This window comes from Fusobacteriaceae bacterium, assembly GCA_031272775.1.
GTDB lineage: Bacteria > Fusobacteriota > Fusobacteriia > Fusobacteriales > Fusobacteriaceae > JAISST01.
Map to the genome: position 1 here is coordinate 1 of JAISTB010000014.1, position 21,659 is coordinate 21,659.

Consider the following 21,659-nt stretch of genomic DNA (forward strand, 5'->3'; position numbering starts at 1 on the left):
TTCCAATTCCACCAGTTCTGCTTATCTTCGGGAAGTTCCCCGTCATGGTCGGCGTAATACACCGCCAGACGATAACAATACAAAGCGCAGCGGTCAACCGTAAAACCTTTGGCAAGGCAGTCTTTGGCGTAGACTTCGTCGGGGTTCTGTCCTTTAAGGGATTCAATATCCGGGTATCCGGCGGCAATCAGATGTTGCGCCATGTTCTTGCCGATTCCGGGAATTTTCGTCAGGTCGCTCATAGTTCAAAGTCCTCGCTGTGGGAGTGTTTTCCTGCAATCGTATCGACAAATTTCGTATAAATTTTGTCAAGCAATCCCCGATTCTGCAATTTGGCAAGCCAATCGCCCGGGATGCCGTCCATACCGTAATACAGACCTGCGATTCCGCCTGTTATGGCGGCGACCGTATCGGTATCCAGACCCAGGTTCACAGCTTTCAACGTGGCGTCTTTGTAATTGTCCGTGTTTAAGAGACACCAGATGACGGCTTCCAGGGTTTCCACAACATAGCCGCTGCCTTTGATCTGCTCTTCGGGGGTCTTCGCAAAAACCGCGCAATCCGACAGCCGCTTGTACACATTGATTTCGTCTTTGTATGCGGTATTCCCATAATATTCCAGCGCCTCCAGGGCGCCCCGCTCAATGCAATCGTTCAGGGGATTGCCTCCCGCAACGATTTTATCAATAATCGCAAGATAGACGCCGCAGGCGATTAAATTGCGCGGATGGGCGTGGGTTAGGGCGACGCAGTGGTGATATTCTTTGATGGCCTCTGGATTTTTCCATTGATTCAAGCCGTATTTTGCGAGGATATAAAAAACCATCGGCAAAATCCTCATCAATGAGCCATTTCCGTTGTCCATCTCCCCGCACAACCCGCAGGTATCCGGATCTCTTTGGTCCTCCAGTAATTTAAAATTGCGCCATAACAAGTGCGACCGACGCCAAAGGCCTTGCCGAATACGGCAAATTCTCCACGTTCAAGCCATCTGGAAAAATTCTTGCAAACGTCGTTGGCGTTGTATGTACCTTTATCCCCGATGCTTTTGGCCAGGGCTAGGGTCATGGAGGTGTCGTCGGTCCAGGAGCCCGCCGGAAGATTGAATGTCCCGTACCCGATCATGTCGGTCACGGGTTTTGCTTTGCGCGCCTTGCGCGGTTCAAATTCCACGGGCGCGCCTAAGGCGTCCCCGACAACGTGTCCGTAGAGGCTTGCAGAGATTTGTTTTTTTGCTGGCATATTTTTTCCTCCCCCCACTCCCTCAAGTTTCCTTGACTGTCACATCCATGATCCACTTGAACGAGCGGTAGCGGATCAAGGCCGCGATACATTTGAGAATCTCGGCCGATTCCACGAAAATCATCAGTTTATGAATCGGGGTCTTGAAGTAAACGCCCGTAAAGGCGATGGGAATCCCGACAAGCCAGTTGGGCAGCGTCTCCAGCCAGAGGGCGGATTTCGTGTCGCCCCCGGCCCGGAAAAGGCCCAGCAGGATGCCCCAGTCAATGAGTTTGAAAAACATGAAGACCCCCGCGATCCGGATGACGCCCAGAGCCATGGCGGAAATTTCCGGTTCGAGCTGGTAGAGGCTCACGATGGTCGGCGCGGCGAATTCCACAAATACCGCCACCAGCGCCGCCAGAACCGCGCAGATCCGGACGATCTTCCGGGAATAGACCTTGACTTTTTCAAAGTTCCCTTCCCCGATGGTATGGCCTACAATGACCCCGGCGGAGCTCGAAAGCCCCATAAACACAATGGCCCCGATGGCCATCACGATACCGGCCATCTGCATGGAAGCCGCCTCCCGGATCCCCAACCTGGCGTAAGCCACATCGAGCAGGATCACGCCGATGATCCAGAGGGATTCCGTCGCGAATACCGGCAAAGACCGCCGCCAGATCTCCCGGAGAAGCGTTCTTGAAAGGTGGAAGAAATCGCTGATTTTTCCTTTGAGGTCGTAGTCCTTCTTCCAGATCACGAGCAGATACACCGCCAGCTCCACGAGCCGGGCGAAAACCGTCGCGACGGCCGCGCCTTTTTCCTTCATTACCGGAAAGCCAAAAGCGCCGTAAATCAAGAGATAATTGAAGACCGTGTTGGTCACGACGCCCAGAGCGGAGGCGACCATGGGGACCTTTGTCTTTCCCATGGAACGGCAGGTGATGCCGATCCCGAAGGAGATCGCGAAGGGGATATAGGAAAAGACCACCCTGCGCAGGTAGGAGACGCTGATCCCGAGGACCGTTTCGTTTCCGGTGTAAACCGAAAGAATCCGCCCCCCCGCGAAAAAAGCTGTCAGCGTGAAGAACAGCCCCACCACGAGGCCGCAGCGGATCGCGGTTCCCAGGATCTTCCGGATCGTTTTGAAGTCTTTCTTGCCGTAATACTGCGCCATAAAGATGCCCATGCCGCTGTTGATCCCGAACAAAAAAAGATCGTAAACCCTGAATATGCTGTTGGCGAAGCCCACGGCGGCGATGTAGTTTTCGCCCAATCGTCCGATCATGATATTATCTACAAAGTTAAGCGATGATGTGATCAGCTGCTGGATCACGATGGGGATCCCCAGCGAAAAGATCATTTTGTAAAATTCCGGCGTATCTGTCTTGAAAAGTTTCATGTTGCTCCCTTATTTTTTGTTTCGTTTTTCGTACCCTCATTATACAGGATTTATGTCAATCCCGCAATAAAAAAAACCGCCCCGCTCTTCGGGAGCGGGGCGCTGTCCAATTAACCCATCCAGGCCGTTTTCTCGCTGTTTTCGGTTGTTTTTTGCTGAAGTTCCTGCTTTTTCCATTCCTCATAATACTGCTTTTCGAGCTTCGTACGGAACTTTACCCTTTCTGTTGCCATCTCGATGCGGATTTTTTCGATTTTGCTCCAGTCGGGGTTTTCTTTGTTGAATTCGCGGCGGAGCTCCAGGTCTTTTTCTGCCATAAGGATTCTGAAATCTTCCACATCCCGGGACAAACGCTCGTTTTTTGTGTCGGGAAACGTAGTAAACCCTCGGCGAAAACCCCTGTCCCCCAAATTTCCTTCAAAGCAGCGGACGATGATCGTTCCCGCCGGCGTCTCATACCGCCGGACGCTGTCCCAGGGTCTCGCCTGGGCGACGCCCGTCAGCGTCAGCAATAATGTTCCGATGGTCAGCATTTTTTTCATTTATCTCAACTCCTTTTCAGATATTGTTTTGCATGTACCTATTTGTACCATGAAAAAATGTCGTGAACATGTCAGGGGGTCAAAAAAAGAAGCGCGGTATCCCGCGCCTCTTCGGCGTTTCCAAATGTAGCTTTTTTGCGACATTAAATTACGCTGGCTTTTCCGTATATCCGGGCCTCTTCCGGGTCTGTACGGAAACCGTACTTTCGGATTTTGTTGGCAAGGCCGTATTTTTTGATCTTTTTGTAAATCACCGTCCGGTGGATTTGCATTTCCCGGGCCGTATCGTTGCAATTCCAGCCGTTGCGCTCAAGGGCAGCCTCCAGGATGTCCCGCTCGTAGCTTTCGAGCAGCTCGTGCAGGGACCGCCGCTCGTCCAGGACGGGCTTGCTCATGGTGACCATTCGCGAAGGCAGATCCACAAGCCCGATGTACATATCGTCGGAACTGGCGTAGGCGCTCTTGATGACGTTGTCGAGTTCCCGGATATTGCCGGGCCAGGTGTATTCCTTGAATATTTTCAAAACTTCCTTGGAAAAGAGCTTTGCCATGCGCATTTCCCGGTTCAACTCGTCGAGGAAATAGTTGGCAATCTCCAAAATATCGTCTTTCCGTTCCCGCAGGGGAACCATCTCAATATTGATCACGTTGAGCCGGTAGAAGAGGTCTTCCCGGAACTCGCCGTTTCTGATCATCTGCTGTAAATCCTTCCGGGTCGCCGCGATGATTCTGACGTCGATCGGTATGGTCTCAAGGCTCCCGATGGGTTCTATTTTCCGCTCCTGCAATACGCGCAGCAGCTTTGCCTGCATTTTTAGCGGCATGTCGCCGATTTCGTCGAGGAAAATCGTCCCGCCGTTGGCGATCAGGAATTTTCCCTTTTTCCCGCCTTTTTTCGCGCCGGTAAAGGCGCCTTCCTCATAGCCGAAAAGTTCCGATTCAAGCAATTCTTCGGGGATTGAGGCGCAGTCGATGCTGACCATGGGTTTGTTGGAACGGGCGCTGGTGTTGTGAATGGCGTTGGCGAAAACTTCCTTGCCCGTGCCGGTCTCTCCGGTCAGGAGCACCGAAAAACTGGTGTTGGCGGCTTTGACGCCGTCCACTTTGTTCTTGAGAAACGAGGGGCTTGAGCCGATAATGTCGTCGAAGGAACTGCGGCCGCGGCCGATTCTCTTGTATTCCTCGCGGTAGTATTCGAGCTGGTCATATTCGGCCATCAGTTTTTTTGCCACGTCCAGCGATTGCAGGCGGAATTTTACCTGGGCCACGCCGGCCACGACTTTGCCTTCCTCGTCTTCCACGTAGGAACGACTGACGATGATTTTTCTTTCTTTGGAGGTCCCGGCCACGTACGTATGGATCACGCCGTATTCCCGAAAATGGTTCTGGACAATATCAATCATTTTGGAATTGGGGATGATGTTGAGTATGGTTTTCCCGATCACATCCTCCTTTTTCTTGCCAAAGAAATTGCAGTAGGATTCGTTGATATCCGTAACGTTTCCCTTTGTGTCCACTACGATGAATCCGTCTTCGGACATCTCGATCAGCTGGTCGAATATATGCTTGTATTCTTCCTTGGGAATCAGCATGGGTCCTCCTTTTTTGAAGCGCCTCAGGAGCGCCCCTTCGGACGCCCCTGAAACACTTGCTTAGTCAGGATGTTACAACTTCCTTTTTTTTGCCGCTTCGGTCATGGCGGGCACGATCTCGTTGAGATCGCCCACAATGCCGTAATCACAGATTTTGAAGATGGGCGCGCCCGGATCTTTATTGATCGCCACGATGTACTTGGACTCGCTCATGCCTGCCTGATGCTGGATAGCGCCGGAAATACCGCAGGCGATGTAAACGTTGGGCCGGACTGTCGTCCCGGTCTGTCCCACTTGATGGGACTGATCGATCCAACCGGAGTCGACGGCCGCGCGGGACGCGCCTACTTCTCCGCCCAGGGCTTCGGCCAGGTCTTCGATCAGCTTGAAGTTTTCAGGCTTCTTGAGACCTCTGCCGCCCGACACGATGATTTTGGCGCCCGTGAGGTTCACGAGCTTCTTTCCCGCCGATTTTACGTCGATGACCTTGGCGCGGATGTCCGAGGCGTTCAGTTTCGGTTCATAGACTTCGACGGTCCCCGTGGGGCTTTCCTGGTATTTGGCCTTTTCCATGACGCCCGGTCTTACGGTCGCCATTTGCGGGCGGTTTTTGGGACAAATGATGGTCGCCATGAGGTTTCCCCCAAAGGCGGGTCTGGTTTGCAGGAATTTTTTGTCCTCGGGATCGATCGCCAATTTTGTGCAGTCGGCGGTAAGTCCCGTGCCGACCTTGGCCGCCACCCGGGGGGCGAAGTCCCTGCCCAGGGAAGTCGCGCCGAACAGCACGATTTCCGGCTTTTTTTCGAGAATGACCCTTGCGGTCGAAAGGGCGTAGCCTTCCGTGGAAAATTTGTCCAGCAGGGGATCCTTGACGTAGATGACCTTGTCGGCCCCGTAATGGAGCAACTCTTTCACTTTTTCATCGAGGTCCGCGCCCAGGAGCACAACCGCCAGCTTTTTTCCCAGTTCCGCGGCAAGCTTTTTGCCCTCGCCGAGGAGCTCTATGGTAATGGGGCTGATGATCCCGTCACGCTGTTCCCCGATGACCCATACGTCATTGTAGTCTTTCAGATTGATGTCTTGATTTACTTTTGCTCTGGCCATATTCTCCCCCTCCTATATCACGTTGGCTGCTTTGAGCTTGTCGAGCAGCTTGTCCACTATTTCGGTCTTGTCGGCCCCTTCGATGATCTCGCTGTGCTTTTCCTTTGTGGGAACAAAGGAGCTGTGTACGTTGGTGGGGGAGCCTTTGAGTCCGATCTGCGTCGGATCCACAGGAAGGTCTTCCGAGGTCAGCGTCTTCACCAGATCTGTTGTATATGCCTCAAAGACGCGTTTTACCCGGGGATAGCGCGGCGTGTTCAAATCCTGGATCGCCGTGATCAGTACGGGTTTCGTCGTCTCGATGATGTAGTCGACGCCTTCGGTTTTTCTGGTAATCACATACTTGTCGCCTTTTTCTTCTATGGCCTTGGCGTAGGTCACCTGGGGGATATCGAGGAATTCCGCGATTTCCGGTCCCACTTGGGCCGTATCCCCGTCGATGGCCTGTCTGCCGCAGAAGATCAGGTCATAGTTGCCGATTTTTTCAATGGCCGCGGCCACAATGGTGGCCGTTGCCCATGTGTCCGAACCGCCGAAAGCGCGGTCTGTGATCAGGTAAACTTCGTCGGCGCCCATGGCGTAGGCTTCCTTCAGGGCTTCCTTGGCCTGGGGCGGACCCATGCTGATGACGGTGACTTTCCCGCCGTTCTTGTCCCGGAGCTGCAGGGCCGCTTCGATGGCGTTCTTGTCGTCGGGATTGATGATGCTGGGCACGCCGTCCCGGATCAAGGTGCCGGTTTCCTGATTGATTCTGACTTCATTGGTATCGGGTACCTGTTTGATACATACGATAATATTCATGCGTCCTCCCCCCTTAACCCAACACGGACCTGGAAATCACGAGCTTGTGGATTTCGGAGGTTCCTTCATAGATTTCGGTAATCTTGGCGTCTCTGTACATCCGTTCGAGCGGATAATCGTTCATGTAGCCGTAGCCGCCGTGGATCTGCAACGCGAGGTTTGTGACCTCCCGGGCGCAGATGGACGCGTTGTACTTGGCCATGGCCGCGATCTTTGTGTGGTTCTGTCCCGAGGCTTTCAGCCAGGCCGCGTGGAAAACGAGCCACTTGGCCGCTTCAATTTTCGTCGCCATATCGGCGATATACCAGCCGACGCCCTGCAGGGCGGCGATGGGTTTGCCGAACTGAACGCGCTCGTGCATGTACTTCACGCTTTCTTCAAGGGCGCCTTCGGCGATCCCCACAGCCTGCGCGCCGACGCCGATTCTCGCGCCGTCGAGACAGGTCATGGCCATGCCGAAGCCCCGGCCTTCTTTACCGACAAGGTTTTCCTTCGGCACCCGGCAGTTGTCGAAGATGAGCTCGACGGTTTCGGACCCGTGCAGGCCCATTTTGTTTTCGATCTTGCCTACGGAAAATCCCGGCGTTCCCTTTTCCACGATGATACAGGACATGCCCTTCAGTCCCTTGGAAGGATCGGTCAGGGCGAATACGAGAACGGCCGAAGCCTGTCCGCCGCCGGAAATAAAGCATTTTGTTCCGTTCAGCACATACTCGCCGGTCTTTTCGTCGAGGATGGCCGATGTCCGGGCCGATGCCGCGTCGGATCCCGCGTTGGGTTCCGTCAGGGCAAAAGCCCCCAATTTTCCGCCTTCAGCCATCATGGGCAGATATTTTTTCTTCTGCTCGTCGTTTCCGAACTTCATGATGCACTGGGCAAATATGGTGTGTATGGAGAGGATGGCCGCTGTGGAAGCGCATTTCTTCGCGATTTCCAGAACGATAAGGGCTTTGTCGACGTCGTTTCCGCCAGAGCCGCCCTGTTCCACAGGCGTCCCGATGCCGGTAAAGCCGATTTCCGCCATTTTCGCGAATGTTTCCGCGGGGTAACGGTGCTCCCGGTCTATTACATCGGCAAGGGGCAACACTTCTTTTTCAGCGAACTCCTTTGCCACCCGTTGCAGCATCAGTTGCGCCTCGGTAAAATTAAAATCCATAGATACCTCCTGATTTTTGAAAAAACTACTTGTTGACTACGATGGTCCCCTTCTCCAGATATGCTTTGATCGTTTCGTCGCTGTAGCCGATTTCCTTCAGGATTTCTTCGGAATCTTCGCCGATCAGCGGAGCGTCTTTAATCGGATTCAGTTCGATGTTCTCAAACTTGATGGGCGTCAGGGCAAGCTTGGTCACAGTGCCGTTCCGGTGCTTAAAATCGGCCACGTAGTTGTTTTCCAGCGCCTGGGCGTCCTTCCAGACGTCGGCGAAGTGCTGGATCCGTTCGTTGGCGATGTCGGCCTTTGTCAGCATTTCCACAACTTCGTCCTGGGTGTATTTTACGAACTCCTGATCGAGGATGGCGATCAGCTCGGGCGCGTTTTTCTTGGCTTCGAGGGTCGTCAGGAACTTGTCGTTCTTGAGATCGGGCCGGCCCAGCAGGTCGCAGAGTACCGGGAAATACCGTTCATGTTCGAGAATCGATACGAATACCCACTGTCCGTCTTTACACTTGAAGGAATTGATGACTGCGGATGTGGCGTTCTTTCTTGTCTTGGGATAAACGTCCTCGTACTGGGTCGTTGCCATTTCCGTACTGGCGCTCCAGATGGCCTGGGATAAGAGCGATACCATTACTTTCTGACCCTTTCCGGTCTTCTGCTGATAGTAGAGGGCCGCGCAGATACCGCCCGAAAGGCTGCACGCCGTTGTGGCGTCGCCGAATCCGATGGGCGGATTGACCGGGGACGTGTCTTTTTCCACCAAGTCGGCCATGGCGCCGCTTCTGGCCCAGAAGGCCACGGTGTCAAAACCGGCGTTGTCCTTGGCGGGACCGTAGTCGCCGAAACCGTTGATCTGTGCCCAGATCAGGTGCGGATGCTTTTCGTGCAAGGTCTCATAGTCGAGACCGAGCCGCTTCAAAGCGCCCGTCCGGTAACTGGAAACGAAAACATTGGCTGTCTTCAGCAGATCGTCCATGATTTTCAGCCCTTCGGGATCCTTCAGATTGATACAGAGCCCTCTTTTGTTGGCATTGTAGGTCGTGTAAACGGGATTGATCTCCCGGTCGATGACGGGGGCCGTCATGTTGGCGCCCAGTTTTCTGCCGGGATCGCCGAAGCTCGGCTCCACTTTGATAACGTCCGCGCCCCAGTCGCCAAGGATTCTGGCGGTACCGGGCCCGGCGACGAAGTAGGTAAGGTCTACTACTTTTACGCCTTCCAAAGGTTTATTCATATTATACCTCCATTTGTCGCTTTTTGGCAACATTTATTTATTTTGTTTTTTTGTCCACGACGGAAACCCTGATTCTCCGGGCTTCAGGTCGTACATTCCGGAAAAATTACGGCCAGTTCGGGAACAACGAGAACAGAATTACGCAGATAACCGATCCGACGGCGGGCATAAATACCGTGAGCCAGAAGACCAGTCCGTAAGCGTCTTTATGGGTTTCGTTACAAATACCGTTCGTAACCGTTACGATATAACCGTTGTGCGGGAGCGAATCCAGAGCCGCGGAAGAAATCGACATGGTTCTCGAAATGGCTTCGGCGGAAACGCCCTTGGCAAGATATACGGGACCCAGTAAGGGAGCGGCGATGCCCAAAGCGCCCGAAGCGGATCCGCAGATACCGGCGATGACCGTCGTACCAACCGCTACGCCTACGAGGGGCGGACCGGGGATGCTGGTCATGGCGTCACGTACTACGGGGAAAGCGGCCGACATGGATACGAGGGTACCGAAGCCCACGACGGCGCAGGTGTTACAGATGGAGCCGATGGCGGCCTTGCAGCCGTCGCCCACATGGCCCAGAACTTTGTGATTGTCCTGATATTTGTTGAGCAGGAGCCATGTCAGGATCGTGCCGAACAGAACGCCGGTTTCGGGCTGAACGATGTTCTTTCCGCCGACTTTCAAGTTGATGATGAAGATCGTTACAACGAGGGGAACCAGAGACAGAATGCCGCTGGGCAGTTCTCCCTCCACCTCAAATTTGTCAATGTCTTTGGCGACAAAGTGCTCGCCGTTCTTTCTTGCCTTGTCAATGTACCAGAACATGAACAGCGCGCCCAGAACGAAGATGGCGCCGCAGGAAAGGAATCCCACGATGGTTCCGGCCATGAGTGTTACGGGTCTTCCGGCCAGTTGCGTCATAACCGTCGACGGCGTAAAGTTGTGAATCTGGGGAGCGCCGGGCGCTACCATGGCGAAGGTCGAACATCCGAACGTCAACGCGCCGGGGAGAAATCTTCGCGGCAGATCCGCTTCACGGAAGATTTCCAGGGCAATGGGGAACACCGCGAAACTTACTACGAATACGGTGACGCCGCCATAGGCCAGAACCGCGCAGGAGAGCGGTACGGAAATCAGGGCGTATTTTTTACCGAAGATCTTGATGATCAACTTGGCGATGGCCTTCGCACCGTTGGTGATTTCCATGAGTTTCCCCATAAGGGTTCCCGTGAGAAAGATCAGGTAATTGGCGCTGAAGAATCCGACAAACCCGCGGATGAAGAACGTCTTATAGGCGTTAAACATCGTCAGGGGACCGACTTTTTCGTCAGCCACAAAGCCCAGCGTCGTAATGGCGACGATGGCGCAGCTGATAAAGACCGTGATGAAGATGTTGACTCCCTTCATGATCATCCAGATCAGCAGGCTGAGTGCTACGATGATACCGATGAGACTGATAAGTTGTTGCGTATTCATGCTATCCTCCTATATTATTTTGTGTGATGCCGTTTTTGTACTTCGGATGCCATGGCATGACAAAAATGTTTCTCCAGTTATACTAAGCAATTATTATGCCAACATTCTGTTTCGGGAAAAAAATTAAAATAATTTTAAAAATGTACTGTTTATAAACAATTTCGACAACATTATGACATTAAAAATCAGGAATTGGACAAAACGGAAACCAGTTCAAAAAACAAAAAGTAGTCATCCGGAGACAAAAGTCTCAGAATGACTACATTGCTATCGAGGGTCCTCAGCCCCTTATAATCACGAAAGGACGCCGTTTTCCGACGCCCTTTTGCCTTTCAGATCCTGTTCCCTTTTCCCGGAAGGGGTTTTTATTCGCCGACAACAGGTTTTTCCGCGTAGACGGAAACCTGTTTTTTGTTCCGTTTTCTGTAGCGTTCAAACTTCACAAAGCCGTCGATCAGCGAAAACAGCGTGTGATCCCTGCCGATCCCCATATTTTCCCCGGCGTGGAAGACCGTGCCGCGCTGGCGTACAATGACGTTTCCGGCCTTTACGACTTCGCCGTCATATTTTTTGACGCCCAGATATTTGGGGTTGGAATCCCGTCCGTTCTTGACGGAGCCTTGCCCTTTCTTATGGGCGAATTTCTGTATATTGAACGTGAATAACATCTCTATCGAACCTCCTTTTCTACAAGCTTCAAATATTCGGGATACTGTCCCGCAAGATTTTTGACCATCACAACCATGGTTTCAAGCAATGCGCCGATTTCTTTTTGCCGTTTCGCGTAATCCGCTTCGGGGATCGTTGTCAGATCCACCGCCAACAAGTCGTCTCTGTCGACGTAGTCCGGCCGGAGTCCCAGCACGTCCTGCAAGCCGCCCAGAGGCGCGTATACCAGCGAAGAAACCCCTGCGCATACGATGTCCGAGCCCGCTTCGGCATAGCCGGAATGTCCGTAAGACTCGTATCGCACGATTCTCCCGTTCTTCCGCCAGATCTCAACGGTAGTCATGGCTAGGCTTTGATGGCTGTGATTTTGATTTCCGTAAACAACTGTCTGTGACCGATTTTTCTACGGCTTGCTTTTTTCGGCTTGTATTTGAAGTTGATGACCTTGGGTCCTTTGCCCTGAGAAAGTACCTGAGCACTGACGCTGGCGCCGCTTACGGTCGGGGAGCCTACGGTTACGGCTCCGTCCCCTCCGATCAGCAGGACGTCTGTCAATTCTACGGTGGATTCGATCTCAGCATTTAATTTTTCGACTTTCAATACGTCGCCTTCCGCAACTTTGTATTGTTTGCCGCCGGTTTTGATTACTGCGTACATCCGCTATACACCTCCAAAGTGAAAATCCGCTGATAAAGGTTGCTGAATACCTTTCGTCACGCGCTTTATTATTCTATCACATTCACGGCCCTTTGTCAAACGTTATTTTCCGGGATTGTCCTTTGTCAGGTCCCCAAAAATGCCGGTCAATGTCGCGATATTTTTCAATTCCGCCGGGATAATGAGCTTTGTGGCCTGTCCGTTGGCCATTTTCGTAAAGGCGTCCAGACCCTGAAGCGCGATAAACTTGTCGTCCGCCCCGGCCTCTTTGATGACCCGGATCGCTTCGGCGCGCCCTTCGGCTTCTTTGATCATGGCCTGTTTGATGGCTTCGGCCTTCAGAATTTCCGCCTCTTTGGCGGCCTCGGCCCGGAGGATCGTCGATTCCCTTTCCCCCTCGGCCACGAGGATGACGGCCTGCTTCTGTCCCTCTGCCCGCAAGATGGCCTCGCGCTTTTCGCGGTCGGCCTTCATCTGACGTTCCATGGCGACTTTGATCTCCTGCGGGGGATCGATGTTTTTCAATTCCACCCGGGTGATCTTCATGCCCCAGGGATCCGTGGCCTCGTCCAAAATAATCAGCATTTCGGCGTTGATCTTGTCCCGGGACGTCAGCGTCTCCTCAAGGTCCATGCCGCCGATGATGTTTCGGAGCGTGGTGGCCGTCAGGTTCTCGATGGCGATCATGGGGTTTTCAATGCCGTAGGTGTAGAGCTTGGGATCCGTGATCTGGAAATAGAGCACCGAGTCAATCTGGATCGTCACGTTGTCCTTGGTGATCACAGGCTGGGGTTTGAAATCGATTACCTGTTCCTTCAGCGAAATATTCTTCCGGATTTTGTCAATAAAAGGAAAGAGCACGTTGATGCCGCTCGTCCAGGTCGTCGAATACTTCCCGATGCGCTCGATGACATAGGCCCTGGATTCGGGCACCGTCCGCACATGGGTAAAGATCACAAACAGAAAGACGAGCAGGAGAATCGCTCCCACGACCAGTTTCAATCCGCTCAATCCCGCTACCATATCCATATTCTTCCCTCCCCAAGAGATCCCTTGTCTCTTGTTACCTTAACTTACCATGTCGCTTGTTTTCAGAAAAGCCCCGGGATGCTGACGCCGCCGGTGACTTTGTTCATTTCCGCTTCGGCCAGCTCGTCGGCCTGCCGCATGGCTTCCCTGACGGCCGACAGGATCAGGTCTTCGAGCATTTCCTTGTCCTGGGCGCCTTCTTTGAGGATGTCCTCGCTGAGCTTTACCGCCAGGAGCTCCTTCTGTCCGTTGACCTTGGCGATGACGGCGCCGCCGCCCACCGAGGCCTCAAGTTCCTTTGCCTTTAATTCTTCCTGGATTTCCAGCATTTTTTTCTGCATATCCTGGGCCTGCCGCAGGATGTCTTCCTGATTGCCCGCAGCCGCAGGCGTTTTCGTTGTCTTCAGTTTTCTGACCATTTTTTCCTCCGTTATTTGTTCGCGTATGCTATTATAGCAAAGTACGCTGGTTTTTTCAAGGATTTTTTGCGGGTATCAGCGGATGTCGTAGGGAAAATAGGGGAGCGGCGTAAAATAATATTCCTTCGTGAGATCGGCGCTCTCCACCAGGCGAAAGAGCCTGCTCATCGGCACGTAGTCCTCAAGGAAGGAATCGATCCCCGGAATCGTGGTGATCTCCACGACCGAATACTCCCTGACGTCGTAATCCCGCGCGAGCCCCGCTATACACTCGCCCAGCCCCCCGATCTCATCGACAAGGCCGTTTTTCACGCCATCCACGCCGAGCCAGACTTTGCCGCCCGCGATTTTTTCGATGTCTTCCACATTTCTGTTGCGGCCCGCGGCCACGGCCCGGAGAAAATCTTCGTAGACCGCTTCGGCGGACGCCTGCAGCTTTTGCATGCGTTCGGCCGTAAAGGGCGTCCCCACGGAATAGAGATCCGTATAATCGCCTTTTTTGATGGTCTCGACGGCGACGGCTCCTTTTTCGTTGAGGAGTTTGCTCAAATTGGGAATGAGACTCACAACGCCGATGGATCCCGTGACGCTCCCCGCGGAGGCGTAGATCTTGCTGCCGGCCGAGGCGATGTAGTAGCCCCCCGAGGCGGCCATGCCGCCGATGGAGATGTAGACGGGCTTCTGCGCCCGGACCTCGCGGATCTTGGCCGCTATGATGTCCGAAGCGAGGGCCGATCCGCCGGGGCTGTTGATCCTCAGGACAATTCCCTTGATGTCGGCGTTTTTCCGCGCCTTTTCGAGATCGGCGATCAGACCGGCGGGGTAGATGTATCCGCGGCTCTTGCTCCGGGTATTGATGATGTCCCCTTCGGCGGTGATCACGGCGATTTTGTTCTTTTTCGGGTTCCGCGAGCCGATATTGTTCGCGAAAATGTATTTGTTGATGTTGACGAGCCGGTCTCCCATGGGGGCCGTGAGGTCGCTGTAGTACTGCGTTTCGTCAATGAGTCCCAGCGCTTTCAGCTTTGCGGGGGAAGAGGCCATCAGCTCCCCTTTGAGGAGAAGGGCCTCAAGGGTCGAGCGGTTCTGCTTGCGGGCCACGGCAATATCCCTGAGAAAAGCGCTCAGAATCTTGTCGTAAATCTCGGTCAAATTCCGCCGGTACTCGGGCGACATGCGATCCCGGATAAACGTCTCCCCATAGGATTTGTACTCCCCCACATGGATGACCTGGACCGCTATCCCCAATTTATCCAAAAGGCCTTTGAAATAGCCGATTTCCGTATAATATCCGCCGAGATTGACCGAGGCGCCCGCCGCGGGCGGCATGACGATCCTGTCCGCCGTCGAGGCCAGCCAGTATCTGCCGTTGTTGAGCCCCGTCGTCCAGGCGTAGACGGTCTTTCCCTTGAGCTTCATCTCCCGGATCAGAGCCGAAATCTCCTCGATCTGCCCGTAGGAGAGGGACATGCCGTCCAGTCGCATAATGACCCCGGTCACGTTGGCGTCGTCGCCGATGGCCTTGAGGCTTTCCAGAAGCGTAAAGAAGCTCAGGTCCCGTTCGCCGAAGAAGCTCGGGAGATTGGTCTTTTTTTCGTAGATTTTCCGGTTGAGGTCCACCTCCACCCAGGAATTTTTCGCGATGGTTGTCTCCCGCACGATTTTTTTCGTGGAAAGGATCCCCACGATGGAAACGATCACGAAAAGCAGTAAAAACAGCTTGATGAAGAAAGACAGGATTTCCTTGACGATAAAAAGCAAAAATTTTAAGATGAGATTGACGATTTTCACGGTTCCTCCCGGGTACAGATCTTATTTGAGTTTCGCCAATTCGCCCTCGAGGATGTCCAGCAGCCGGTCGAATTCCTTGCCTACGGCGTCAAAGCTCTCGGGCTTTGAAAGATCCACGCCGGCCTTTTTCAACTGGGCCATGGGGTTGTCGTCGCCGCCGGAGCGCAAAAGCTCCAAATACTGATCCAGAGCCTGTTTCCGTTCCGCTTCGCCGTGTTTTTCGTTCGTGATCCTGTCGTAGAGGTTCGCCGAACTCGCGAAGCTCGTGGAATACTGGTAGACATAGTAGGGGGAATTGAAGAAATGGGGGATTCTCGCCCAGATCACGTTTTGCAGCTCGTCCTTCGTCAGGACGTCGCCGAAATATTGCGTAAAGAGCCCGTCCATAATGGCGCTCAGGCTGTCGGGGGTGACCGGCTTCTGGTCTTCCACCAGCTTGTGGGCCTGGTACTCGTAGTTGGCGAAGAGCGTCTGGATGTAATAGGTCCCCACGATGTTGCCGAGGGCCTGCTCAAGAAGGGCGATCTTCTCCACGGGGTCCTTGCTCTCCCGGATCATGTGATCAAGGAGCAGGCGCTCGTTGAAGGTCGAGGCGACTTCAGCTACAAAAATAGTATAATTTGACGTCGGGAAGGGCTGGGTCTCATGGGAGAGCATCGTATGGATCGTGTGCCCCAGCTCATGGGCCAGCGTAAAGACGTCGTCCAGCGTGGACTGATAGTTCAGGAGCATATAGGGGTGGACGCCGTATATTCCGATGGAGTAGGCGCCGCTCCGCTTGTTTTCCGTCTCGAAGACGTCAAGCCAGCCTTCGCCGATGGCCCGCTTGATTTTTCCCGCATAGTCCTCCCCCAGGGGGGCTACGGCCTTGATGACGATCTCCTTGGCCTCGTCATAGGGGAAGACGCGCTTGTAGTCGACGATGTTGATGGAATTGTCGTAATAATGGTATTCGGAAAGGCCCATGGCCTTTTTCCGGAGCGCCACGTAACGCTTGAGGGGCGCGGTATTCTTGAGGGCCGAATCGAGGAGCGCCATATAGACTTCGGGCGCCACGTTCTTGGGCTCCAGAGCCCGTTCCAGCGACGAGGCGTAGTTCTTGGCCTTCGATACGGCCGCGTCCCGTTGCAGGAGCGCCCGGTAAATGGCCCCGTAGGTATTTTTGCTCTCCTCATAGACGCCATACATGGCCTCAAAGGCCTTTTTCCGGTCTTCCTGACTGCGGTTGGTCGAGAGAATCTTCGAATAGGCCCCGTTGGTCACCGGGCCCTTGAAGCCGTCCGAGAGCTCCACCTCCCGGAACTTGACGTCGGAAATGGACAGCTCGCTGTAGACGTCGTGGGGAGCGCCCAGATACTGCCCGAAATAGGAGAGGAGTTTCTCCCGTTCGGGGTCCAGCACGTGGCGCTGCATCCGGTAGAGTTCTCGCAGATTGAAGGCGTGGGGTTTCAGGGCGTCATATTTGGCGATCCATTCTTCCATGGTCGCCTGCGGGATCGTGAGCAATTCCGGCGTCATCCAGGCCGTATTGACCGAGTATTCGGTCATGACCGCGTCCATGAGCTGCAGGCGCTCCGAGGCCTCCGTGTCTTTGGAATTGAGGTCCTTGCGCATATAGGGGTACAGGTAGAGTTTGTCGGCCAGCTTGGACAATTCCTCGTCCGTCGTCATGACCTTGACGAAATTCTCCGCGCTTTGGCTCATTTTCCCTTGATAGGAAACGATTTCCGCCATGAGTTTTCTTGCTTTTTCCAGATCGCCGTCCCAGGTTTTCCAGTCGGCATAGATATCCGTAAGGTTCCATTTGTATTTTGCATCGATTTCTTCACGTTTCATGATTTTGTTTTCTCCCTTTTGCGTTTGGGGATTTCCGTTTCCCGCGGCGGCGCAGGAAAAACATACCAACAGCGCCGCAAGGAAGGCCTTTGTGGTTCTGCTTGCGTCTTTAAGGCTTTTCTTCACTGCTTTTTTCCTCCACGACTTCCGCCTTTTCCACGGCTTCGGTTTTCACTTCGCCGGCTTCTTCCTTAACTTCGGTCCTGGCGGCTTCGGCCTTTTCTTTCACCTTTTCCACGACCGCTTCGGTTTTTTCTTTTGCCGCTTCCACTACGGCTTCGGTCTTTTCTTTAGCCGCTTCCACAACCGCTTCGGTCTTCGCTTTCGCCTTTTCCACGACGGTTTCCGTCTTTTCCACGGTCCCCTTGTACCAGCGCTCAATTTTGTTCTCGCCGCCGGTAAAGACGCCGCTGAAATAGCCGAGGGCCGCAAAAATTACCAGAAGAATAATAAAAATGTATTTTTTCATGTCTATTCACCTTCCTTGTGTGAGATTGAATACATTATATCATATTCGGCTTTATTTGTCTTGCGGTAAAATTTTATTGAGGAAAATTCCCACGAGGGCCGCGATGGTCAAGCCCGAAAGCGAAAGGGTCTGCCAGATGGCGATTTCGTTGATGGCAATGCCCGAGACGAGAATCAGCGCCGCGATCAGAAGATTTCTCGAGTTGGAAAAATCGAGCTTCGCGTCGACCACCATGCGTACGCCGATGGCGGCGATCATTCCGAACAGGATCACGGAAATACCGCCCATAACCGGCGTGGGGATCGTTTGCAGGATCACGCCGAATTTTCCCAGCAGGCCCAGGATAATCGCGTATACCGCGGCAATCTGGAGCACCCGGGGGTCATAAATCTTGGTGACGGCCAGAACGCCGGTATTTTCCCCGTATGTCGTATTGGAAGGACCGCCCAGCAGGCCCGCCAGCGAGGTCGCCAGCCCGTCGCCCAAAAGGGTCTTGTGCACGCCGGGATCGACGAAGAAATCTTTTCCGGCCACGGCCCCGATCGTGGTGATATCGCCGATGTGCTCGATAAAGGTCACGATGGCGATGGGGGCGATGGCCAGGATGGCGCCCGCGGAAAAGGAAGGCAGGGCCGTGAGGTCACGCATGGCGTCGGCCGAGAGGCCGAACCATTTGGCTTCGCCGATAACCGAGAAATTCACCATGCCCATGGCCGCCGACACGAGATAGCCCACGAATACGGAAATCAGAATCGGAACAAGCCGGAAGAACGAATGGCCGAGACTCGAAACGACGATCATCGTCGCGATCACGACGAGGGCCACGAAAAGGTAGCTCAGGTTGAAGGCGCCGTCCTTGTACATAGCCATGTTGATGGCCACGGGGCTCAGGCGCAGACCGATAACCATAATCACGGGGCCTGTCACGACCGGGGGCAGAAAGGACGTGACCTTTGCCGCGCCGTAGGTCTTCACGAGCCAGGCGAGGATCACGTAGATCAGGCCCGCCACGATGACGCCGCCCTTGACCGCGGAAATCCCCTGATTTTTCAAAACCAGCTGGATCGCGCCGATAAAGGCGAATGAAGAGCCCAGAAAAGCGGGTACTTTGCCCTTGGTCACAAAATGGAACAGCAAGGTCCCCGCGCCCGCGGCGATCAAGGCGATGGACGGGTTCAGCCCCGTCAGAAAGGGGACGAGGACCGTCGACCCGAACATGGCCAACACGTGCTGCGCCCCCAGAATCAGTTTCGTTCTGCCTGCCAATTTGAATTCATCCACTTTTTTCATCCCTCCGTTAAATTTTTGATATTGTCCGAAAAAAAAGACAGGAAATCCTATCTTTTCATTTTAGCCATAAATTTTTCCATATTGATGATGTAGCGCTCATGGACGGCTTCCCCGACAAGTTCCCCCGCGTAGTCCACCGTGATATGAAATGTGAGTTTTTTTCCCTCGATCTTGTCGAGCCGCGCCGTGCAAGTGATTTTGTCGCCGACGGCGTTGGCCTTCAGATGCTTGAGGTTGGCCGAGAGGCCCACCGTAGATTCTCCCGGGCCCAGATGGGGCTCCGCCAGCGTAAAAGCCGTATTTTCCATAAAAGCCAGCAGCATCGGCGTCGAGAACACGTCGGCCGCCCCGGAGGTCAAAACCCTGGCCGTTTCACCGGGACCCACGGTCTTTTCCGCCTTTTTGGTCATTCCTTCCTGCAGCATTTCTCCTCCCGTAGTCTTATGTCGTCCGCAGGATCGCGAACACAAATTTTTTCTATTTTATCACTCCCGGCCCCCTTTTGTCAATAAGGACATTTCGGGTTTTGCGAAGGGGGCGGGTCCCCCGGGATCAGGAAAAATCAAGCGCTTTCGTGGAAACGACGCAGAAAAGTTGTCCGCTTTCAAATTTTACGAAACATTTTTCTGCCGTGGCCACGTTGCTCACGCAAAGGGAGCTGCCGGGCCAAAGAACGGCGTCTGTGAGCGGATAGCGGAAGCCTTCCAGAAAAAGCCCCCGGACGGGTCCCCCGACCGCGAGAAAAGAGACCGTCGCGCCCAGGCAATCTTCGAGGACGGCGCCGCTTTCGACCGCGAACATCTCCTCGCCTTCGGCCAGAAAAACCAGCCCCTCAAAGCGAAAGGCCAGCTGCAGGTTCATGAGAAAATGATCGCTCCGTCCGCCGGTCCCCGCGAGAATAAAGATCTTTTCATAATGCCGGTCGGCCAAAGCTTCCAGCAGGATTTCGCCGTCGGTCTTGTCCTTCCGGACCGGGAAACGATGAATTTCCACGCCCTGTCCCGCGTATCGGGAAAGGAGCGCGGGATCGGCGGAATCAAAATCGCCGTAGAGGGCCAGGGGCGTGATCCCGAGATATTCAGCGTGGCGCGCGCCGCCGTCGGCGCAAAAGACATCCCCGGGCGTCTCCGCCAGCCGTTTCCGGTAAAAGTCCGGGGATCCTCTGAGTTCCCCGTTTAAAATCACATAGGCCACAGCCATCGCAAACCCCTTTTAATCGTCGTCTTCCGTCGTATCCACAACGATAAATACCGGCAAATGGTCGGAAACGGCGGCTTTTGCCCCGGCATAATCGCCAGCCGTAAAATCAAGGGCGCCGCTCTGCCCGGTAAATTCGTCCGTGTGGACGAGGGAGAGAAAAATATTGTCGTAGGAACTGGCCAGTTTTCCCGTCCCCAAAGTCGTTTTGATCAGGGGATCCATAGCCGGGATAATCCGGTCTTTATGGCCCGTGAGATTTTCAAAGGCCTCGTCCAGGGCGCTCATATTGAAGTCGCCTGCGATGATCACGTCGTTTTCGGCGGGATCGGCGTCCTGAAAGAAGGCGTAGACCCGGTCCAGGCGGAAGATCTCGCTCCGCCGGCGGCTTTCATTGTCCCCGAAGATGATGTGGACCAAAACAAAGGTGAAATCGAAGTTCCCGATCCGGAAGTCCGCCCCGCAGGGTTCCCGCGAGAACCCCTCTCCACCGGGGTAAAAGCCCGCTTCTTTGAGGAAAGCGACCCGGTCCTTCCGGTATACCCAGGCGTAATATTCCCGGTACTCGCCGCTTCCCACGGCATAAGGGGAGAGATGATAGCCCCATTTCCCTCCGGTCTTTTTTTCGAGGGCCCGGATCAATTCCTCGACGCCCGCCCGGTTCATGACCTCCAAAAGACCGGTGATATCGAATTGGGAGACGACGCCCGCCAGCCGTCCGTAGTCTTTTTTGGACTTTCCGAGCCTGAGGACATTGAAAGAGGCGATTTTCGCGGTATCCGCAAGCATAAGGGACGAGAGGGCAATGAGCAGCGCCAGTACCTTTTTCATCGTAAACACATCCTTTTTCGAAAGATTTTCCCTATTGTAACATACCCGGGGCCGTTCGTCAACGGGAAAAAGGAAATCCGGGCCGGACAATGACGCAAGCATTTCATTTGACAACGGGCGGGTTATCCGCTATAATAAAAGCAGAAACAAAAATCCGGTTTCCGGTTTTTGTAATTCCTTTCTCCCGGGGTGATCCTCATGATTGCGGCCTTCTTTGACATTGACGGCACCATATACCGAAATTCCCTGTTGATCGAACATTTCAACAAACTGATCCAGTATGACCTCGTGGACCCGGGCGTCTATGACAGCCGGGTAAAGGAAAACTACAAGCTCTGGGACGAGCGCAAAGGCGACTACGACAAATACCTCGAGGGTCTCGCGGATACGTATAAAGACGTCATCAAGGGGCTGCCCGAGGCCTACAACGACTTTGTCTCCGACCAGGTCATGCAGACAAAGGGGGGCAAGGTCTACAAGTACACCCGGGGCATGATCCGCCGGCACAAGGAGCAGGGACACCTTGTGATCTTTATCTCGGGAAGCCCGGATTTTCTGGTCTCCCGCATGGCGGAAAGATTCGGCGCGGCTGATTTTTGCGGCTCCGTCTATCATACGGAGCAAGGGAAACTGACCGGGGAAATCTCCCCGATGTGGGACGCGAAACACAAACTGCAGGCCATTGACCGCTTCTGTCAAAAATACGACATCGCCCTTCCCGAAAGCTACGCCTACGGCGATACGAACGGAGACGTGACGATGCTGAGGCTCGTGGGCCATCCCCGGGCCGTCAATCCTTCCCGGGAGCTCCTGAGGGCCCTCGGCGGGGACCCCCTCCTCAAGGCCAAAACCGACGTCATCATCGAACGGAAGGACGTCATTTATAAAGTAAACGCCGATGTAGAAACCATCGAGATCTGAATCCATCAAAAGGCGGTT

22 protein-coding genes and 1 pseudogene are annotated in these 21,659 nt (G+C 54.0%); 1 reads left to right on the forward strand and 22 read right to left on the reverse strand.

Translation table 11 applies throughout. The annotated features are described in order from the left end of the window. From LBQ97_03925 to LBQ97_04030, 22 genes and pseudogenes are all read right to left on the reverse strand, one after another. A partial coding sequence (locus LBQ97_03925) for a helix-hairpin-helix domain-containing protein (GenBank protein ID MDR1831867.1) occupies positions 1-242 on the reverse strand: 242 nt, incomplete at its 3' end. Continuing rightward, positions 239-1,242: pseudogene (locus LBQ97_03930) on the reverse strand (ADP-ribosylglycohydrolase family protein). The gene LBQ97_03925 and the pseudogene LBQ97_03930, both read right to left, overlap by 4 nt. A 22-nt stretch (positions 1,243-1,264) precedes the next feature. Beyond that, the gene (locus LBQ97_03935) at positions 1,265-2,626 is read right to left on the reverse strand and encodes an MATE family efflux transporter (protein ID MDR1831868.1); all 1,362 of its coding nucleotides are present in this window, start codon (positions 2,624-2,626) and stop codon (positions 1,265-1,267) included. A 110-nt stretch (positions 2,627-2,736) separates the two neighbouring features. Next, positions 2,737-3,168 carry a hypothetical protein gene (locus LBQ97_03940; protein ID MDR1831869.1) on the reverse strand — a complete coding sequence of 144 codons (432 nt, stop codon included), beginning with the start codon at positions 3,166-3,168 and terminating at the stop codon, positions 2,737-2,739. Between the two features lie 143 nt (positions 3,169-3,311). Then, positions 3,312-4,760: a sigma 54-interacting transcriptional regulator gene (locus LBQ97_03945; GenBank protein MDR1831870.1), complete on the reverse strand. Its 1,449-nt coding sequence runs from the start codon at positions 4,758-4,760 to the stop codon at positions 3,312-3,314. A gap of 72 nt (positions 4,761-4,832) precedes the next feature. Further along, a complete protein-coding gene (locus tag LBQ97_03950; protein ID MDR1831871.1) occupies positions 4,833-5,837 on the reverse strand; it encodes an electron transfer flavoprotein subunit alpha/FixB family protein in 1,005 nt (334 codons plus the stop codon). 39 nt (positions 5,838-5,876) lie between these two features. Further along, positions 5,877-6,665: an electron transfer flavoprotein subunit beta/FixA family protein gene (locus LBQ97_03955; GenBank protein MDR1831872.1), complete on the reverse strand. Its 789-nt coding sequence runs from the start codon at positions 6,663-6,665 to the stop codon at positions 5,877-5,879. Between the two features lie 13 nt (positions 6,666-6,678). Continuing rightward, complete coding sequence (locus tag LBQ97_03960) at positions 6,679-7,821, reverse strand: acyl-CoA dehydrogenase family protein (protein ID MDR1831873.1); 1,143 nt, start codon at positions 7,819-7,821, stop codon at positions 6,679-6,681. A 25-nt stretch (positions 7,822-7,846) separates the two neighbouring features. Further along, positions 7,847-9,058 carry a CoA transferase gene (locus tag LBQ97_03965; GenBank protein ID MDR1831874.1) on the reverse strand — a complete coding sequence of 404 codons (1,212 nt, stop codon included), beginning with the start codon at positions 9,056-9,058 and terminating at the stop codon, positions 7,847-7,849. Between the two features lie 106 nt (positions 9,059-9,164). Then, positions 9,165-10,532: a GntP family permease gene (locus LBQ97_03970; protein ID MDR1831875.1), complete on the reverse strand. Its 1,368-nt coding sequence runs from the start codon at positions 10,530-10,532 to the stop codon at positions 9,165-9,167. Positions 10,533-10,897: 365 nt separating this feature from the next. Continuing rightward, positions 10,898-11,200, reverse strand: a complete 303-nt coding sequence (rpmA, locus tag LBQ97_03975; protein ID MDR1831876.1) for a 50S ribosomal protein L27 — start codon at positions 11,198-11,200, stop codon at positions 10,898-10,900. 2 nt (positions 11,201-11,202) lie between these two features. After that, positions 11,203-11,544, reverse strand: a complete 342-nt coding sequence (locus tag LBQ97_03980; protein ID MDR1831877.1) for a ribosomal-processing cysteine protease Prp — start codon at positions 11,542-11,544, stop codon at positions 11,203-11,205. Between the two features lie 2 nt (positions 11,545-11,546). Continuing rightward, entirely contained in the window at positions 11,547-11,858 is a 312-nt protein-coding gene (rplU, locus tag LBQ97_03985; GenBank protein ID MDR1831878.1) for a 50S ribosomal protein L21, read from the reverse strand. A gap of 102 nt (positions 11,859-11,960) precedes the next feature. Then, on the reverse strand, positions 11,961-12,887 hold the full coding sequence (locus LBQ97_03990; GenBank protein MDR1831879.1) for an SPFH/Band 7/PHB domain protein: 927 nt from the start codon (positions 12,885-12,887) through the stop codon (positions 11,961-11,963). Positions 12,888-12,949: 62 nt separating this feature from the next. After that, positions 12,950-13,306 (reverse strand): YbaB/EbfC family nucleoid-associated protein, encoded by a 357-nt coding sequence (locus LBQ97_03995; GenBank protein ID MDR1831880.1) that lies wholly within the window; start codon positions 13,304-13,306, stop codon positions 12,950-12,952. Positions 13,307-13,381: 75 nt separating this feature from the next. Further along, complete coding sequence (gene sppA / locus LBQ97_04000) at positions 13,382-15,097, reverse strand: signal peptide peptidase SppA (GenBank protein ID MDR1831881.1); 1,716 nt, start codon at positions 15,095-15,097, stop codon at positions 13,382-13,384. Between the two features lie 21 nt (positions 15,098-15,118). Beyond that, a complete protein-coding gene (gene pepF, locus LBQ97_04005) occupies positions 15,119-16,936 on the reverse strand; it encodes an oligoendopeptidase F (protein ID MDR1831882.1) in 1,818 nt (605 codons plus the stop codon). A gap of 106 nt (positions 16,937-17,042) precedes the next feature. After that, positions 17,043-17,402, reverse strand: a complete 360-nt coding sequence (locus LBQ97_04010) for a hypothetical protein (protein MDR1831883.1) — start codon at positions 17,400-17,402, stop codon at positions 17,043-17,045. 51 nt (positions 17,403-17,453) lie between these two features. Continuing rightward, entirely contained in the window at positions 17,454-18,692 is a 1,239-nt protein-coding gene (locus LBQ97_04015) for a uracil-xanthine permease family protein (protein MDR1831884.1), read from the reverse strand. A 47-nt stretch (positions 18,693-18,739) separates the two neighbouring features. Further along, positions 18,740-19,117, reverse strand: coding sequence for a thioesterase family protein (locus LBQ97_04020; GenBank protein MDR1831885.1), 378 nt, complete (start codon positions 19,115-19,117; stop codon positions 18,740-18,742). A gap of 127 nt (positions 19,118-19,244) precedes the next feature. Next, on the reverse strand, positions 19,245-19,892 hold the full coding sequence (locus LBQ97_04025) for a thiamine diphosphokinase (GenBank protein ID MDR1831886.1): 648 nt from the start codon (positions 19,890-19,892) through the stop codon (positions 19,245-19,247). Positions 19,893-19,904: 12 nt separating this feature from the next. Beyond that, the gene (locus LBQ97_04030; GenBank protein ID MDR1831887.1) at positions 19,905-20,720 is read right to left on the reverse strand and encodes an endonuclease/exonuclease/phosphatase family protein; all 816 of its coding nucleotides are present in this window, start codon (positions 20,718-20,720) and stop codon (positions 19,905-19,907) included. A gap of 198 nt (positions 20,721-20,918) precedes the next feature. Here LBQ97_04030 and LBQ97_04035 point away from each other — a divergent pair, with 198 nt between their 5' ends. After that, entirely contained in the window at positions 20,919-21,641 is a 723-nt protein-coding gene (locus LBQ97_04035; GenBank protein MDR1831888.1) for an HAD-IB family hydrolase, read from the forward strand. Positions 21,642-21,659: the final 18 nt, after the last annotated feature.

Coding starts and splice junctions, on each gene's coding strand:
- LBQ97_04015 (MDR1831884.1), bottom strand. CDS start 18,692: ATGAAAAAAGTGGATGAATTCAAATTGGCAGGCAGAACGAAACTGATT.
- LBQ97_03965 (MDR1831874.1), bottom strand. CDS start 9,058: ATGAATAAACCTTTGGAAGGCGTAAAAGTAGTAGACCTTACCTACTTC.
- LBQ97_03935 (MDR1831868.1), bottom strand. CDS start 2,626: ATGAAACTTTTCAAGACAGATACGCCGGAATTTTACAAAATGATCTTT.
- LBQ97_04030 (MDR1831887.1), bottom strand. CDS start 20,720: ATGAAAAAGGTACTGGCGCTGCTCATTGCCCTCTCGTCCCTTATGCTT.
- LBQ97_03955 (MDR1831872.1), bottom strand. CDS start 6,665: ATGAATATTATCGTATGTATCAAACAGGTACCCGATACCAATGAAGTC.
- LBQ97_03945 (MDR1831870.1), bottom strand. CDS start 4,760: ATGCTGATTCCCAAGGAAGAATACAAGCATATATTCGACCAGCTGATC.
- LBQ97_03980 (MDR1831877.1), bottom strand. CDS start 11,544: ATGACTACCGTTGAGATCTGGCGGAAGAACGGGAGAATCGTGCGATAC.
- LBQ97_03995 (MDR1831880.1), bottom strand. CDS start 13,306: ATGGTCAGAAAACTGAAGACAACGAAAACGCCTGCGGCTGCGGGCAAT.
- LBQ97_04010 (MDR1831883.1), bottom strand. CDS start 17,402: ATGAAAAAATACATTTTTATTATTCTTCTGGTAATTTTTGCGGCCCTC.
- LBQ97_03960 (MDR1831873.1), bottom strand. CDS start 7,821: ATGGATTTTAATTTTACCGAGGCGCAACTGATGCTGCAACGGGTGGCA.
- rplU (MDR1831878.1), bottom strand. CDS start 11,858: ATGTACGCAGTAATCAAAACCGGCGGCAAACAATACAAAGTTGCGGAA.
- LBQ97_04025 (MDR1831886.1), bottom strand. CDS start 19,892: ATGGCTGTGGCCTATGTGATTTTAAACGGGGAACTCAGAGGATCCCCG.
- LBQ97_03940 (MDR1831869.1), bottom strand. CDS start 3,168: ATGAAAAAAATGCTGACCATCGGAACATTATTGCTGACGCTGACGGGC.
- LBQ97_03990 (MDR1831879.1), bottom strand. CDS start 12,887: ATGGATATGGTAGCGGGATTGAGCGGATTGAAACTGGTCGTGGGAGCG.
- rpmA (MDR1831876.1), bottom strand. CDS start 11,200: ATGTTATTCACGTTCAATATACAGAAATTCGCCCATAAGAAAGGGCAA.
- LBQ97_03970 (MDR1831875.1), bottom strand. CDS start 10,532: ATGAATACGCAACAACTTATCAGTCTCATCGGTATCATCGTAGCACTC.
- LBQ97_04035 (MDR1831888.1), top strand. CDS start 20,919: ATGATTGCGGCCTTCTTTGACATTGACGGCACCATATACCGAAATTCC.
- LBQ97_04020 (MDR1831885.1), bottom strand. CDS start 19,117: ATGCTGCAGGAAGGAATGACCAAAAAGGCGGAAAAGACCGTGGGTCCC.